General features: G+C 51.7%; 12 protein-coding genes and 5 pseudogenes. 5 read left to right on the forward strand and 12 right to left on the reverse strand.

Features of this window, described 5'->3' with window-relative positions; all coding sequences use genetic code 11:
* Window positions 1-421: 421 nt before the first annotated feature.
* Window positions 422-811, reverse strand: coding sequence for a relaxosome protein TraM (locus tag FT726_RS22725; protein ID WP_034830575.1), 390 nt, complete (start codon window positions 809-811; stop codon window positions 422-424).
* An 850-nt stretch (window positions 812-1,661) separates the two neighbouring features.
* Between FT726_RS22725 and FT726_RS22730 the strand changes: the two genes are divergently transcribed.
* On the forward strand, window positions 1,662-2,195 hold the full coding sequence (locus tag FT726_RS22730) for a lytic transglycosylase domain-containing protein (RefSeq protein ID WP_346303486.1): 534 nt from the start codon (window positions 1,662-1,664) through the stop codon (window positions 2,193-2,195).
* Between the two features lie 22 nt (window positions 2,196-2,217).
* Here FT726_RS22730 and FT726_RS22735 read toward each other — a convergent pair whose 3' ends face one another.
* The 3 genes from FT726_RS22735 to FT726_RS22745 all read right to left on the reverse strand — a co-directional run bounded on the left by FT726_RS22735 (window position 2,218) and on the right by FT726_RS22745 (window position 4,875).
* A complete protein-coding gene (locus FT726_RS22735) occupies window positions 2,218-3,039 on the reverse strand; it encodes a DUF932 domain-containing protein (protein ID WP_346303487.1) in 822 nt (273 codons plus the stop codon).
* Between the two features lie 53 nt (window positions 3,040-3,092).
* Window positions 3,093-3,398, reverse strand: a complete 306-nt coding sequence (locus FT726_RS22740) for a hypothetical protein (protein ID WP_346303488.1) — start codon at window positions 3,396-3,398, stop codon at window positions 3,093-3,095.
* 856 nt (window positions 3,399-4,254) lie between these two features.
* On the reverse strand, window positions 4,255-4,875 hold the full coding sequence (locus FT726_RS22745; RefSeq protein WP_080748185.1) for an antirestriction protein: 621 nt from the start codon (window positions 4,873-4,875) through the stop codon (window positions 4,255-4,257).
* A gap of 354 nt (window positions 4,876-5,229) precedes the next feature.
* Here FT726_RS22745 and FT726_RS22750 point away from each other — a divergent pair.
* A pseudogene (locus FT726_RS22750) lies at window positions 5,230-5,902 on the forward strand (class I SAM-dependent methyltransferase).
* 132 nt (window positions 5,903-6,034) lie between these two features.
* Here the strand turns inward: FT726_RS22750 and FT726_RS22755 are convergent.
* Window positions 6,035-6,340, reverse strand: coding sequence for a hypothetical protein (locus FT726_RS22755; protein ID WP_052127529.1), 306 nt, complete (start codon window positions 6,338-6,340; stop codon window positions 6,035-6,037).
* 161 nt (window positions 6,341-6,501) lie between these two features.
* Here FT726_RS22755 and FT726_RS22760 point away from each other — a divergent pair, with 161 nt between their 5' ends.
* Window positions 6,502-6,735, forward strand: coding sequence for a hypothetical protein (locus FT726_RS22760; protein ID WP_034828061.1), 234 nt, complete (start codon window positions 6,502-6,504; stop codon window positions 6,733-6,735).
* Between the two features lie 34 nt (window positions 6,736-6,769).
* Here FT726_RS22760 and FT726_RS22765 read toward each other — a convergent pair.
* From FT726_RS22765 to FT726_RS22780, 4 genes and pseudogenes are all read right to left on the reverse strand, one after another.
* Window positions 6,770-7,236 (reverse strand): annotated as a pseudogene (locus FT726_RS22765) (helix-turn-helix domain-containing protein).
* Window positions 7,237-7,482: 246 nt separating this feature from the next.
* Window positions 7,483-7,851: a transposase gene (locus FT726_RS22770; protein ID WP_346303489.1), complete on the reverse strand. Its 369-nt coding sequence runs from the start codon at window positions 7,849-7,851 to the stop codon at window positions 7,483-7,485.
* Window positions 7,852-8,013: 162 nt separating this feature from the next.
* Window positions 8,014-8,133, reverse strand: a complete 120-nt coding sequence (locus FT726_RS22775) for a hypothetical protein (RefSeq protein ID WP_255464809.1) — start codon at window positions 8,131-8,133, stop codon at window positions 8,014-8,016.
* A 20-nt stretch (window positions 8,134-8,153) separates the two neighbouring features.
* Window positions 8,154-8,459 carry a transposase gene (locus FT726_RS22780; RefSeq protein ID WP_255464811.1) on the reverse strand — a complete coding sequence of 102 codons (306 nt, stop codon included), beginning with the start codon at window positions 8,457-8,459 and terminating at the stop codon, window positions 8,154-8,156.
* A 368-nt stretch (window positions 8,460-8,827) separates the two neighbouring features.
* On the opposite strand from FT726_RS22780, the pseudogene FT726_RS22785 reads away from it, so the two are divergent.
* Window positions 8,828-9,800: pseudogene (locus tag FT726_RS22785) on the forward strand (IS110 family transposase).
* Window positions 9,801-9,835: 35 nt separating this feature from the next.
* On the opposite strand, the gene FT726_RS22790 reads toward FT726_RS22785, so the two are convergent.
* Window positions 9,836-10,117 (reverse strand): hypothetical protein, encoded by a 282-nt coding sequence (locus FT726_RS22790; RefSeq protein ID WP_034828063.1) that lies wholly within the window; start codon window positions 10,115-10,117, stop codon window positions 9,836-9,838.
* A 130-nt stretch (window positions 10,118-10,247) separates the two neighbouring features.
* Window positions 10,248-11,791, reverse strand: a pseudogene (locus FT726_RS22795) (methyl-accepting chemotaxis protein).
* Between the two features lie 694 nt (window positions 11,792-12,485).
* Here FT726_RS22795 and FT726_RS22800 point away from each other — a divergent pair.
* On the forward strand, window positions 12,486-14,477 hold the full coding sequence (locus tag FT726_RS22800; protein WP_346303490.1) for a TonB-dependent siderophore receptor: 1,992 nt from the start codon (window positions 12,486-12,488) through the stop codon (window positions 14,475-14,477).
* A gap of 40 nt (window positions 14,478-14,517) precedes the next feature.
* On the opposite strand, the pseudogene FT726_RS22805 reads toward FT726_RS22800, so the two are convergent.
* A pseudogene (locus tag FT726_RS22805) lies at window positions 14,518-15,146 on the reverse strand (iron transporter); the annotation flags it as partial.

Below are 15,146 nucleotides of genomic sequence, written 5' to 3' on the forward strand. Positions count from 1 at the left end.
CGCCGCAGCGGGAGCATTCACGCACGGCGGCTATGGAAAATAAGATTATGATAAATTTATTGGGTCATGAGGAAGTGAATAAGTTTAACATTCCTGAGTAAAGATACTGTTATCCACAAGCTTTGTCTGAAATCACTGACAAGCAAAATGGCATACTGAGACTCAACGTCAACGCACTGAAATTTCCAGCCTTAAAGAGTAAGTCACCACACTCTTCACCCTCACCTGAAAAAACCATGGCCTTTTATTTTATCGAATAATCAGGGTTACGGAGTGAATGAATCAGAGAAAGCTCAGGAAATTAAATACCCTTTGCAGTTGGGTCAGGCTCACTAGGCAGGGTACACAGTATCCTGAGCAGCGGATGGTGCATATTCCGGTAGCGTTACGCTACCGGATTTAAATCCTTATGCAGAAAGTGTCACTCTTCCAGAATAAAGTGTTTGCTCTCGGCTTTATCTTCAGCCGTGCTCATTCCTGTCAGGTTCTGGTCAATTATCTCTTCCAGCGCCTGCGGACCGGACTCCCCGCGCAGATGCAGATACATTTCAGTGAGCATGGCCATCATGATGCTGGTTCCCTCACGGGTGCCCGCCACGCGGCGTATTAAATCCCGGTTAAATTCTTCCGCGTCGAATTTATTCCCCTCGCCCTGGTGTTTTTTCACCATCAGACCGATGCCGACGAGTTCATTCACAACGGAGGAAAAGTTAACCTCACCGTGACTGGCACCATTTTGCAGTTCAATCTGCACTAGCTCCTGCACTTCCCTTTCCGTTTTTTCTTTAAAGTAGATGTTCCTGCGCGCCATGCGGGTATTCCTTGTGATCCGGGATTATTTTAATCCTGCCGGGTATGTTTAATTTTAAGTATTTTAATCAGGGAGCAATCCTGAACGACTGCATTCCGGTATAATCTCGTTTACCGTATTATTTACACCGGCTTCAGTGTGTGTCAATCCGGCACTGTTTAATTTATCCGGAAGGTGTGTGAATCCGGCACTGTGGCATATTTTTATGTGTGTCAATCCGGCACTATGGCTGATTTTAATGTGTGTTAACCCGGCACTATGGCTGATTTTAATGTGTGTTAATCCGGCACTATGGCTGCTTTTGATGTGTGTCAATCCGGCACTGTGGCATGTTTTGATGTGTGTTAATCCGGCACTATGCCACACCAGTTATAATATAAATTATTGATTAAATTATATAACCACAATTAACACACACTACAGTGCCGTTTGCAGTGCCGGATTGACACACCAAGCGGCACTGCATTAGCACACAATCAGGCACCGCACTAACACACAATCAGGCACTGTACTGACACACAATCCGGCACTGAAAAGTGTGTCAATCAGCACACAATTTAATTCATACTCGCTAAATACAGCTCAGAACACATTCTAAGCATATGTTTTTAAGACACTAAACTGCAAGATAACATCTTGCGTGGGGTGTGATGAAATCTTACCCCTCAAAAGCGGCTTGTTAAATAACGCTATCTTCCTGAATTCTTTATATCCGTGACGAAGTTAATCAGAACCCCGTCAGCGCATCGTGCGCGCCTGTAACGAATTATCTTGCCAGGGATGATCTGAGCGCGTATTTTTCACACCAACCCGCCTGGCGCTTTATGCGCATGCACGTGAGATTATCAGAATGAAATGGTTTGCTGTTCTCGGCCTTGCTGCTGTATTCAGCGCACAGGCCGCACCCGAAATGTGTTTTACAAAAGCCGGCCAGGATTTTGGTATTGATCCGCGCCTGCTGATGGCGCATTCAATACAGGAGTCGCGCATGCGTAATAACGCCCTGAATACGAAAAGCAGCGGCGGAACTCATGACGTGTGTAATATGCAGATCAACAGCTCTCACTTTAATCAGCTGAAAAGCTTTAATATTACGCGGGAAAGGTTACTCAAAGATCCCTGCATCTGTATTTACACCGGCGCATGGATCGAGGCCCGTAACTTCAGGCAGTACGGCAGAAACTGGGACAGCGTCGGGATGTATAACACCGGACCCAGTCCGAAGCTGATAAAACAGCGACGTGAATATGCGGCCATCATCAAAAGTATTTACCGCGTGCTGATCGCCCGCGATGAGGTGTACGCCGCGATGTCACAGCAGAATAAAAAAACGTCCGCGCCGGAAAGCTTTCTCAGCGCGGACGTTAACACAGTTTCAAAATAGCCCCGGCTGCCGGGGCTGACCGTTATGATTTCAGCTTTGCAAACTCCTCCGCCATTTTCCACAGCGCCTGATTCAGCTTAATATCGCCATCAATGCCGGTTACCGGTCGTGTGGTGGTTCTTTTCCCCTTCGCCGTTCTGCCGGAGACGCCGCCCTTAATCAGATTCTCCTGCACGATATTAAATGCGGTCCACAGGTCTGTGCCTTTGTCATACCAGGCGCGCGGCTGAATAATTCGCTCAGCGGATACCGGCGGCTCTTTCCCGTCATATTTATACTCCAGCGCCAGCTGCCCCAGCAGGCGGCGTTCTTCGCTGTTAACCTGAATCGCTTTCATGGTACCGATATTATTTTCCACCTTACCGAACACGCCCAGCACCTCATAAGCGCCTTCGATAACCTGCGACACAATATCCCCTTTATGCGGCACGCTGATTTCACCGAACGATTTCCAGCACACCAGACCATTACTGCACACCTTCCGGAAAATACCGGGGATCATTTTATAACTGCTGGAGCCGTCATGGCTGTTCAGTAATACGATTTCGGGCACCTCTTCGCCGCCGTTATTATTTCCACGGCGCAGGCGGATCATGTGCTTGGTAAACTCACGACGCTCAGGATCGCGCACGCGCGACTGACTGGCATAAAAAGGTTCAAACCCTTCTTCACGCAGTTTATCCAGCAACGTAATGGTAGGGATATAAGTGTAACGATCTGAGCGCGAATCGTGTTTCTCTTCGGAAAATGCACTCGGCACGACGCGCATTAATTCTTCATTGCTCAGCGGGTTGTTTTTACGGACGGAAACGGGAGCAGCGTAGCGGGTTGATAAACGGACCATAGTAATATTCCTTAAATAAATGAGAGTGAAAAAAATAAATTCTGTAACCGGGCTCACTGCCCGGCGTCGTAGTATTCGCGGACAATAACAAATCCGGTGTCATATTCCTGGACGGCAACGGGATACCCGTTCCGGACGTAAATCTTCAGGGCTTCAGGCTCAGAGGTGGGCTCCTCAATCAGCGTCATGTCGGCAAATCGCGCCCAGTGCACGCCCGCCACGCCGGTAAACTCACCGTTTGCGCGGATCCAGCTGTACAGATCCGAAAATTCAGCCGGGCTCAGGTCGCTGTTATCCTCGCCCTTCACCCGTGTTTCGGTAGATTCGGCAGCGGCGGTTTTGACGTTCTGTGTGTTCATGCTGGTTCTCCTGTTTTCGGTTGCTGAAACCATGTTTCGGTGAGTTCGTTGCGGCGAAGGGCAAAGGAGCATCGACGAAGAGAGGGCATAAAGGGGCGACGGCAAAAAGTTTTTGCGGCACCTGGCAAAAAGTTTTTACCGGCGTGCATTTCACCCCTTTCTGCACGAACCGGCGGTGCTACGAAAAGCCCTCCGCAACGGGCTGGCCGGAACATGCGCAGCCGGAGGGGAGATGAGCACGAACACACCCCGGACGGCTCCGCCGGTCCGGGCTTCAGCGGCCACGTCTTTATGTGGCCAGTGAACGCGCGGGCGCCCGCCCGCTGCAGGGGTTGACCTCAGCCATCAGACCCTGGCCGTCAGGCCCGGAACGCGGCCCTTTGCGATCAGGCGGAGCTTACCGGCTATGCCGGTTAGCGCAGTAGGGCTCGACGACCCGGCTTGCCGGGAAGCCGAAGGTGGCCATGTCCCGGAAGTTTTCGTGGCTTCTGAGTGGAGTTTTGACGTTGAAAACGTTCGTTTTTTCAGGGGGAATAACAGGCTGGCAGCGAAATTCGGACGAATAGCGGCGGTGCCTGACTGACTGCACAATGCAATTTAGCGGCGGAATAAACGGCTAAAAATACTCTTATTTTCTCCTGATAAATTGATTTTCAGGTTGCCGGCAGTCACCGTGAACGGCGCTGAAGGCGCGTTTCACGAGGCAGCCACCCCGGCGGCTGTTTTTTTTGCGCCCGTTCATGCGACGGCTGATAGAGCAAAAAAAAGTGCTATAATTCAACACGACACAAACCTCATTGTTGCATTTTCTTCCTCGTTTCAGGACGAAACTAAAGCCGTTCGCGACGTTCCGGTTTTATTCAGAAGTGCCCCAGATTGTGGGGCTTTTTTTAATTCCGGGCATCCCTTCCCCCGGGTCTGTCAGCGCTTCACCGACTTTTCTGAGAGCTTCATGCTCTGATTGCCACAGGTTCGCCGCGTAACCTTCTCTGCCCTGAGGATCCTCAAGCCGCATGAAATCCCAGGCCACGCGCAGCACCTGCTCCAGCGCGGCAAAAATCGCGGCGGCTTCGGGGTGGGCAAAGGCGTAGTCGGTCAGCTGTCGGTGGCGGCGGCAGTACAGCGCGCACAGCTCCGTGTCATCATGGCGGTCATACATCCAGCTGCGGTGGTTCAGCACCAGTGAAGTGATAACGAGGCCCGCCGCCTCGCTGCTCAGGCGCACATCGCTGTGGTTTGCCATATTAACGAAACGCCAGGTTTCCTCCGCTGCGGGCTTCATAAAGCCACCGCCGGACGGCAGCAGCGCGAAGTCCCACGCGCCGCCGTCGTACTCCCTCAGGTAACGATCGGCGTACAGGTACACGTTGTTTTCGGCGCGCATAAAATCGTCACCGAACAGCGCGGGCAGGAAACGCAGGCGCACGTAGCCGTCAGGGACGCGCGCGGACTCAAAAGCAGGGGTGGCAGTCTTCATCAGAAATCTCCGCAGTCAGGGTGGTAAACCATACCGGCCTGTGCCGTGACTGAATGACAGACCGGCGAAAAGCGGAGTGTTCATGAGCACCGCAGGAAACCGCAGCGCAAGCGAGCCCGAGGCGGGATTACGCACAGCGATGACGCGAAGCATGAGCGGAGGCGCGACGGGAGTAAGCACGCTGAGGCGAGTGAGAACGGATGAGCAGTTGTGTTTAATGTCAATCAGAACGCGGTATAGAAGCACAGTTGTATTAACAGACAAATGTTCACTGTGAGCGATGGGGACGCTATTCCTGAAAGGCGGCGATGACGTATAAAGTGGAGTGAATATTATTGGAAAGGTATCTCTGGCATGAACCCCTATGAGAAACATTACAGGCAACTTCATGCAAATGGCGCTGAAGCCTGGGCTGGAGATGGTTATCTCAGAGCCAAAAAGCAGCAGGAGAAAATATTCAAGTGGCTTGACACACACCAGTATTTGCCCCAGCCGGGTACGCCGGTGCTTGAGATGGGATGTGGGAATGGAGCAATGGCAGCGCAGTCCCTTGCTGAGCTGGGGTATTCTGTCTGGGGGATCGACTGGTCAGAAACGGCTATCTGGTGGGCAGAAAATCGTTTTCAGCAGGCCGGACTCACCGCTAAATTTCTTGTCGGCGATGTCTGCAATCTCAGCCAATGTGAGGCCTCAAAGTTTGAACTGATTATCGATGGCAGTTGTTTGCATTGTCTGATAGATGACACACGTAAACTCTTTTTTGCAGAGGTAAGGAGACTGCTCGCCCCCGGGGGGGCTATTTGTGATCAGCTCTATGTGCGGAACTCCTCGTTATTCCGAAGACATGGGTGCCTATGATCCAGTCAGACATCATTTGCTAAAAGGAGGTCGACCGTGGCGAACCCTGATGCCGCTTTCAAATTTAACTAATGAAGTACAAAAAGCGCATTTTAATGTAGAGGCGATCAGAGTTAATAAAAATAAATGGTGGGACCATGCCACAATAGTCTGTTCGGTAAAGCAGTAAATGGCTGAGTTACCTGCAAAGCGATTCATCCAGTGCATTACATCCTCCGTTTTAACTCACAGCCAACAGCAGACGTTTATTGATGACTGCTAAATATTTTCATCATTTTAAAAATAACATCTCTTGTGCAAATCAAACTCCGACAACAATCGGCTGATGTGTTTTAATCAGGTCCTTTTTGCCCGGATTACATTCCTGTTTTGTACCTGGAAGATAAAATTTACCATCCATATCAGAGTCTGTGCCGCCCGGACAACCAGGCCCCCCGGGGGTGTTATTCGAGCTGCCGCCATCCGAACCGTTCCCACCGTCAGCGCCGTCTGCCCCCTTCTTTCCCATATAACCGCCGGCCCCACCATTACCGCCAGTGCCTCCATGACCGGCACTCACAGAAAAAGCGCACAGTGCGAAAAAACAGGCCAGGAAATATTTACTCATCTGGATCTCCTCATTCGAAAAATCAGACTCTACGGCTGTCAGTACAACTCAGACAGATATACTAATCGTCCAAAAGCTTTATACCGGCTTTACGGGATCAGGCCAGTTCAGATATGTTGTGTCTTATTCTCCCCGTTAACCACATAGAATGGAGATCTGAGATGGACGAACACTTGGCGCTTAAAATTTTCGCCGGATTAGCGGCGATAGCGTCCATCTGGCTGGATTTTAGGCCGAATAAAAGAAAGCAGAATGCAGATCCGGCTATAGCGGAGGCTGATGAACGCGAACGGCACTCATGGCGCTATCCAAGATGGGCTGTCCGGACGATACAGATCCTGCTGGGCGTCTGGCTGCTGTGGCAGGTGGTCAGGTTCATACTGATTTTTCCCTGAAAATTTAACAGATGACTGCTGTTGCGAATCGCGGTTATCGCCGCAGCATCTGCCGCAACCGCTTCTGTTGCCAGCGGCTAATCAGCCCGCGAAAAACAAACGTCCTCATGCCACGAATAGCCAGCAGTGCAAACCAGATCCCCGATACCCACAATGACCATACGCTGGCCGGGGCCGTAAAGTGGTTAAGAACAAGCAGTGCGTACAAACAACGAAAGCGGTAACAACCGACCGGTAAAAACGGCCTTCCTCTGCGAGATTGCTCTTCGCTTCGGCAATTCTCTGGTCGAGCGCGTTATCGCCATGCGCATCAGAGCCAGAAAGATCCACAACGCTCACCTCAAATACAGTTGCAAGGGCGCTCAGTGTTTCCAGGCTGGGTTGATCGCCATTCTCAATACGCTGCACCGTGCGCACACTCAGTCCGGACAGTTCAGCAAGCTGTTCCTGGGACCATGCTCGCGCAAGACGCCGCGATCTAAATTTGTTTGTATTACTCATATTATGTCTCCAAATGGAAAGTGGTCAGTGCACAGTGTTGCCCAGACAATCCTGCACGACCACGATCATAACCCGACAGTGACCTGACAACGGTCTGACATGCCGGTTTGAGAGTATTGAATCCCAAAATTCAGGAGAATATACAGTCGGTTTTAACATACAAGTTCATATGCTACTTTCGCTTTTGGCACTGAGCGGCCGTTAACCCCAACTCCCAATTGTAGTTGCAATCATATCTTTACAATTTCAATTTTTAATAAGGGACATATTCCTGTCGCAGTTCGGGACCACTAAGCTCTGCTTTTTCTCACCATCCCGGCTTATCGCATTTATAATGGTTATCAGCTTCCGCATACATGCGGTCATAGCAACTTTGAAAAATTTGCCTCTTGCGGTCAGGTTTTCATAAAAAGCTTTAATTTCCGGGCTATAGTGAACAGCCGAAAGTACAGCCATATACAACATAGAACGGATATCAGATCGACCGCCCCATATCATCCTGCGCCCGCTGAAACTTCCACTATCTCTGGAGTAAGGACATAGTCCGATAAGAGCACTTATCTTACGGCGATCAAGCGATCCCAGTTCAGGTACCTGAGTGAGTAATGCCGCCATGACGACCGGCCCTACCCCTTTAACATCTCGGAGCAGCTCCACTTTATCTTTCAGTACGGCGATTTTTCCGAGCCTTATAGCGAGGGCTTCATCGATACGCTTTATTTCTGAAGTCAGCCACTGAATGTGGCGACGTATATCGGTCTAAATTTCTTGCTCTGTCTATGCTTCAAGGCGGTTCGTCTCCATTGTGCGATTAGCAACAAGCTGACGCCGGCGAGTGACCATTGCTTTAAGCTTCAACAGTTCCTTATCAGGCTTCTCTCTGACCGGCGGTTCCATACGTATACCGTATTCACAGATTAGCTTGGCGTCCTGTACGTCGGTTTTGACCGAAGCCCCAATGCGCGACTGAAGTTCTTTATCAGGCGCGGATTAACAACTACAACATGGAAACCATGCATTTCCATTACTTCTACAAGTGCTTTGTGGTAGTTACCTGTTGCTTCAACCACGAATGAGCTGATTTCGCGGCTGCTGACTAAATCCAGCAACTCATCAAAACCTTTAGCAGAATTCTTAAAATGATAAGTGCCAGAACATCCACTGACACACACGTCAAAGCTGCTCTTGGCTATATCGACACCTACAACGACTCTTGTGTTCATTTCAGTTCTCCCAATCTTGCAAAATTCGGGCTGGAATTAACCGCCCAGGCAGTTGTTCGGGCTGGTGCTGAAAAAATGCTGCGCTGTACAGCTCACCCTCGGGCTTGTTAACCCAGCAGTCCGGTCGTGCAGCAGCATCGTTTTGCCAGTTTAATGAGGCTTGCTCAACATACAAGCAGTCCGGCGACAGCTCCCTTATATGTCGGGAAATATCTAAACTGACTTTGCAGGTCTGGCGAGGTCCGTGCAGCAGGTGAAGCTTCCGGGGCGCAAGAGCCCGTAAACAAGCGAGTGCGCACGGACTGAGCCACTCATCATTAGCCCGGACAGTTGTCTGAACCTAAATTCGTATCGTAAGGAGGGGCACCATGAGTCAGCCGGATTTGCAGTGCATTGGTATTGATGTGGCAAAGGCCACGCTGGACGTGGCTTCTACAGAGGAGATTATTCCTTTCACCGTCAGTAATGACACTGCAGGTTTTGAGGTAATTACTAACAAAATCAGCGGACTAAATATTTCTTTGATTCTGATGGAGGCCATTGGAGGCCTGGAGACGCAGATAGCAGCGCGTCTGCAGTCAGAAGGCTTTGACGTGGTTATTATCAACCCGCGACAGGCACGCGATTTTGCCCGAGCCATGGGGGCATCTGGCGAAAACGGACCGGCTGGATGCCACTATGCTGGCGCAGCTTGCACGCGTGATTAACAGCCATCCTGATCGTAACCGGTATATCCGGCTGATGCCGGACGCGGCCAGAAAGGCACTTACGGCACTGGTCGTAAGACGCCGTCAGCTCAATCAGATGCTGGTTGCGGAACGCAACCGGCTTTATCCCTCCCACCCCGATGGCCGTGAAAGTATCAGTCGGATCATGACGGCCCTCGAGGCAGAGCTTGCTCTTGTGACGCGCATGATGAATCGTCAGGTGCGGCAGCATTTCCGCGATCAGGCCCGCCAGCTGGCCAGCGTGAAGGACGTGGCGGAAATTACTGCCGCCACCCTGCTGGCCGAACTGCCGGAGCTGGGCACCCTGACCCGCAGGGAAATCAGCGCGCTTGTCGGTGTCGCCCCCGTTAACAGGGACTCAGGAAAAATGCGGGGAAAACGAACGATTTTTGGCGGAAGGGCCGGCGTGCGGTGCACGCTTTACATGGCGGTAATAACCGCCATTCAGTTTAACCCGGTTATCAGGGCCTTTTATGTCAGGTTAGTCGAAGCGGGTAAGGCGAAAAAGGTGGCGCTGGTTGCCTGCATGCGTAAGCTGCTGACCATCCTGAACGCCATGGTCAAAAGCGGGATGTACTGGGAGGATCATTTCATGCCACCCCCGCCAATTTAGTGAATTAAAAACTCAGTCCGGTTCTGAGACGAATGTCATCCGAACTGTTTTGATGCCACTCTGAAAAAGTTCTGCAGCGCCATCAGCGCTCTGCCGGTCATGGCTATCTCCGATACCATCACGGCGTCATGCTGTTTCAGCCAGGCCAGGAAGACGGGGTCACTCATGAAGGGGCTGAACGTACCAAAAGCCAGCTTCAGATGCGTCAGGTTGTTGGCCCACACGTCCAGAGAACGATATTCGCCCTCACTCAGTTGCGTAAGCAACTGATCCGTTTGCGCTTTGATTTCTGTAATGCGCCGGTACTTTTCATGCATGCGTTTCCGGACCTCGAAGTGATTGTTTTTGCACCTGACGTACAGCCTGTGCGCCACTCAGGGGCGTGTGCTCACGTGAGAACGGCAGCAGTGAATCCGGTTCAATACAGCCGCCCTCTTCTCACAGGCCTTAGACCCTGAAGGCCTCGACCATTCCGCGTAAAGCGTGTGCCTGCTCAGACAGTGACTGTGAGGCAGACGAGGATTCCTCAACCAGCGCGGCGTTATTCTGGGTCACCCCGTCCATCTGACTGACGGCAATGCTGACCTGAGAGATACCCTGCATCTGCTCGGATGAAGCCAGCGAAATGTTATCCATGGCTTCCGCCAACTCGCCTACCATACCCACACTCTTCAGAATGCTGTGGCCGGTACCTGCCGCAACCTTCACGCCACTCTCTACCTGCTCCACAGCCTGTTCAATCAGCTGCTTTATATCGCGGGCGGCCATCGCACTGCGCTGTGCAAGCGTCCTGACCTCTCCGGCCACCACGGCAAAGCCGCGCCCCTCTTCTTCGGCACGCGCGGCTTCAACTGCCGCGTTTAGGGCCAGAATGTTTGTCTGGAAGGCGATACTCTCAATCACGGCGGTGATGTCCCGCACCTTCGTTGCGCTCAGTGAAATGGCATTCATGGTTTCCGACATGTGCTGCACTTCAGCTTCACCCGTACGGGCAAGTAATGCCGTTTCGCGGGCTAAATCGGCGGTCTGCCGGGCTCCCGCTGAGTTATTTTTTACTGTAGCGGTCAGCTGCTCCATACTGGCGGCCGTTTCCTGCAGTGCCGCAGCCTGCTGTTCGGTACGCGAAGAGAGTTCAGTATTACCCTGAGAAATTTCATCCGCGGCCAGCGCCACTGAGGCGGAGGAATCTTTTATCTGCGACACAAGGCCCCGCAGGTTTGCCTGCATGCCGTCCAGCGAAGCCAGCAGGCTGCTCGTGTCATTACGACGTAGAATGACCGGACTTGTAAGGTCGCCCGCTGCGATTGCCGCTGCAAGCACCTGCGCCTGCGCAGGCTCCCCGCCCAGCTGTCGCATAAGCACGCGAATGGTAAACACGCAGGTAACTGTTGCCACAACAAGTGACGCGGCAGCCATCAGTACTAGGGTTAATGAAGCCCGATCAGCTGCCTGACTGTTCTGCTCAACGGCGGATTGTGTATTTTTCATCTGTATCTGCGTCATGTCGTTCAGCGCATCAAGCAGGGTGCTTTGCGCAGGACGCGTGACGTTCATCAGGTAAGCAGTAGCCTCCTGCGCCAGATTAGCCAGTCCCAGCTTTCCGGCCTGCTCCAGCGAAGCGAGTGCAGAACCTTCTGCCTGTAAAATGTGGCTTAATATCTCGCGGCTCTGTGGAGTGGTTCCATTTTCATCACTCCCTCCAGAGCTTTCCGGTTTTCAATATATAGCGCTTTTTGTTTCTGCAGACGATCCCACTCAGGTTTCATAGTCTCCGGATCAGTCAGTAACGCCATATTGCGTACCGCAATAGCCATATCCCGCAGGCCACCACGCATGTCCAGTGCAATCTGATACTTCTTCATTTTAACGTTGACGGCATCATCCATGCCATCGCTGGCCCTGCTGAGTGCGCTGAGCGCTATGCCGGTACAGATGATAAAAAGCAGGATAAGCAGGCCGAAGCCAGTACAAAGGCGGGTGGAAATTTTCATCAGAGATATCAGTATGATTGATTGTCAGTGATGAGTATCGGCAGAATAAAATGTAACTGGAGCGGAGCTATATAAAATTAAACCGAGGATTATTTCAGAAGTTACCCCCGCACGTTATTTATGCCTTTTACTAAACCAGTAGCAACACAGTTGCTTGTTTGCGAGGCCGTCCGGCTATCCGTTCAGGTGACTTCAAGTTTAAACGTATTCAACTCCTCCAACCATTGCAAGGATAAACGTTGCTGATAGCTATTCCCACATTCAGCTTTTGACTCGACAAGCGACGGCGAACCACATGGAGGCATTTTCTCACTTAAGGGCGAAAATGGAGAATCACACCTAAGGATTTCTTCAATTTAATTAAACATCATTATCATAAATTTCGAACATTGATTTGATACCAGCAATCGGTGAACAATCAGCGCCTCTATACACCGCTCCCCTTCTGGATTTTTACTCCACGTTTGCATAGGGACTAACCTTACCTCTTTACAAAACTGCCCTGAAAATAATGCCTTGACATAGATTTACGCAGATTAAGGAATGTTAAGCCTTTATTGATAATGATAATGTTTATCAGAATCATTACTTAAATCTTACATTTTATTCAGGGTTGAAAATGAAACGCACTAAGATTGCCACAGCTTTGACCGTGATTTTGGCCGCTAAGTACAGTTACGCTGCAGATCAGACGATGACCGTATCCGGAAATATTCTGGGCGATTCCCGCGCTGAAGAGGTTAAAACCTGGGCAGGCAGCCGCACGGTTATCAGCAACGATCAATTAGAAAAAGGCGCTAACCGCACCCTCGATGATGCGCTGCAGCGCGTGCCGGGTGTCAAAATTCAGGATGAAACCGGCACCGGTGTTTTGCCACAGATTGCGGTGCGTGGTTTATATGACAGCCGAAGCGGTCGCGCACAGATCCTTGAGGACGGCATTCCACTGGTGTTAGCCCCTTACGGACAGGAAGGCATGTCACTGTTCCCGGTGACCTTCTCAACCATCGATCGCATTGACGTGGTTCGCGGCGGTGCAGCAGTGCAATACGGCCCAAACAACGTTGGCGGCGTCATCAACCTCATAAGCAAACCTATCCCTTTGAAGTGGGAGAATGAAATTGCTGAGCGCGCCACGTTTTACGGCAAGGGACGCAATCTGTGGGATACCTACCTGCGTACTGGCGGCATGTTAAATGATGATTTTGGATTGCAGGTCGAAGCCAATCAGGTGAAAGGCAGCTCATTCCGTGAGCACAGCGACAGTAAAGTTCAGAACTTCCGCGTGCGTGGCCTGTGGAATATTAACGAAGACACCACATTAAACCTCTCTTACCAGTATTACGACGCTCACGCGGATCTCGCAGGCGCCCTTTCAACCGCCGACTATAATCACGACCGTCATCAGAGCACCCGTCCCTGGGATGATTACGACGGTCACACCAAACGTTACAGTGCAGTTTATAACCAGCAGCTGGGATCACTGGGCTTTATTGATAACGCCGAATTCAACTGGATGTTCTTCGGTCATGAGTCAGACCGTGATTTCCACGTTGGCATGAGCAAAGTAGCCGGTCAGAACTTTAATCCGGCCCTGCCCGCCGATATTGTGCAGAACTCCCCGCGCAGCTTTAAGGTCTGGGGAACAGAGCCGCGCATCAGCATGGACATCAATGGTGACAACGTAAACCAGCAGTGGATTGTCGGCGGTCGCTTTGTCAGTGAGAAAGTGGACTATCAGGTGCGCCAGCGCACGCTGGCAACCGGCACCACCGCCGTCACTCGTGACTGGGACTTCGATGACAAAGCCTGGGCCGGGTACATCAGTAACGCCGTTAAGCTCTTCAGTGACACTTTAACCATCACCCCCGGCATGCGTTATGAAAACGTCAGTGAAAAATACACCGATAAAAAAACCGGGATACGCACCTCCGCGCCTGATACACAGTGGCTGCCGGGTCTGACCGTCGGTTACCAGCTGACACCACAGTGGTTCCTGTATGCGGATATGCAAAAAAGCCTGCGTCCGGCGCAGGTAACGCAGATTGTTAAAGGCGGCGACGTCAGTTCTGAGCTGGCCTGGAACTATGAAAGCGGCGTGCGTTATACCCCGACTGATAACGTCAGCCTGCATGCAGGCCTTTATCGTATCGACTATAAAGATCAGATTTCCTACGACAGTGTGTCTGACAGCTACCTCAACATTGGTCGTACCCGCCATCAGGGTGTCGAGCTGGAAGGATTCTGGAGCCCGGAAGCGGTGGAAGGCCTGAAACTGCATGCGGGCTATGCCTACCTGCAGGCAGAGCAGCGTAACGGCGTGAACCGCGGTAAAGACGTGCCTTACGCCTCCCGCACTCAGCTGACGCTGGATGGCAGCTACGACTGGCGCGATACCACCTTCTCGCTGTCAAGCTACTACTTCAGTAAGTCCTACGCGGACGCCGCCAACACGGTGCAGGAGAACAGCACCGGCTCGGTTGGCCAGATGCCGTCTTACTGGGTATGGAATGCGCAGGTGAGCCGCGACCTGTATAAATCAGGCCGCACCGTGCTTAACGGCTACGTGGGAGTCAATAACATCTTTAACCGCGATTACTGGTTCCGCGGCGTGGATACCAGCCCGTGGGGACGTCAGCCAGCCCCGGGACGTTCTGTCACGGCGGGTGTCAGTCTGAAGTTCTGATCGTTCTGAAGAGTGCCGTTCATCAGAGCGGGCTCTTTTATCATGGCTGGACGTAAAAAAGTCCGCTGTAAGGCATTCCGGTAAAATCGCGATACAGCGATTCTAAATCCGCTTGAGGATCGACATCAGTGAATTGCTGCGGATGAAACAACTTAGCCATTGCCTCCAGCGCCACAACGTTAAAGGGACTGTCGTAAAACTGGTGATAAATCGCCATCACGCGGCCAGATTTTGCTACGGGCAGCACACTGATACTGTCCCGCTGCATCAGCTTTTCGAGCTTTGGTAAGGTACTGGATCGTGTCGCTTCATAGCCCAGAGGTACTGCCTGAGATGTGCCTCCGCGCCTGCTCCAGTCGGCCCCGCTCATCAGATACACATCCGGTCGCGCCACAATCAGCAGCTCAGGACTGATATCGGCTCCCTGCGGCGGCACCTTGTCCGCCATCAGATTACGCCCGCCCGCTTCGGGTATGAATTCTCCAAAACTGTCACGGCCAAATACTGAACAACAGTTCATGCCTGTCATCCCGGCATGATTTTCAAACACCACCCCCGGCCAGTTACTCTTCGGGATCGTCGCGACACGCTGGCGTGTTTGGTCGAGAAGCTGATTCCAGCGCTGAATAAACCGCCCGGCATTCTGCTGCTCTCCGGTTACCGCCCCCA

It is taken from the genome of Pantoea sp. Morm, from assembly GCF_016643525.1.
Lineage (GTDB): Bacteria > Pseudomonadota > Gammaproteobacteria > Enterobacterales > Enterobacteriaceae > Pantoea > Pantoea dispersa.

Coding starts and splice junctions, on each gene's coding strand:
- FT726_RS22725 (WP_034830575.1), bottom strand. CDS start 811: ATGGCGCGCAGGAACATCTACTTTAAAGAAAAAACGGAAAGGGAAGTG.
- FT726_RS22800 (WP_346303490.1), top strand. CDS start 12,486: ATGACCGTATCCGGAAATATTCTGGGCGATTCCCGCGCTGAAGAGGTT.
- FT726_RS22770 (WP_346303489.1), bottom strand. CDS start 7,851: ATGGCGGCATTACTCACTCAGGTACCTGAACTGGGATCGCTTGATCGC.
- FT726_RS22730 (WP_346303486.1), top strand. CDS start 1,662: ATGAAATGGTTTGCTGTTCTCGGCCTTGCTGCTGTATTCAGCGCACAG.
- FT726_RS22775 (WP_255464809.1), bottom strand. CDS start 8,133: ATGGAACCGCCGGTCAGAGAGAAGCCTGATAAGGAACTGTTGAAGCTT.
- FT726_RS22755 (WP_052127529.1), bottom strand. CDS start 6,340: ATGAGTAAATATTTCCTGGCCTGTTTTTTCGCACTGTGCGCTTTTTCT.
- FT726_RS22740 (WP_346303488.1), bottom strand. CDS start 3,398: ATGAACACACAGAACGTCAAAACCGCCGCTGCCGAATCTACCGAAACA.
- FT726_RS22745 (WP_080748185.1), bottom strand. CDS start 4,875: ATGAAGACTGCCACCCCTGCTTTTGAGTCCGCGCGCGTCCCTGACGGC.
- FT726_RS22780 (WP_255464811.1), bottom strand. CDS start 8,459: ATGAACACAAGAGTCGTTGTAGGTGTCGATATAGCCAAGAGCAGCTTT.
- FT726_RS22790 (WP_034828063.1), bottom strand. CDS start 10,117: ATGCATGAAAAGTACCGGCGCATTACAGAAATCAAAGCGCAAACGGAT.
- FT726_RS22760 (WP_034828061.1), top strand. CDS start 6,502: ATGGACGAACACTTGGCGCTTAAAATTTTCGCCGGATTAGCGGCGATA.
- FT726_RS22735 (WP_346303487.1), bottom strand. CDS start 3,039: ATGGTCCGTTTATCAACCCGCTACGCTGCTCCCGTTTCCGTCCGTAAA.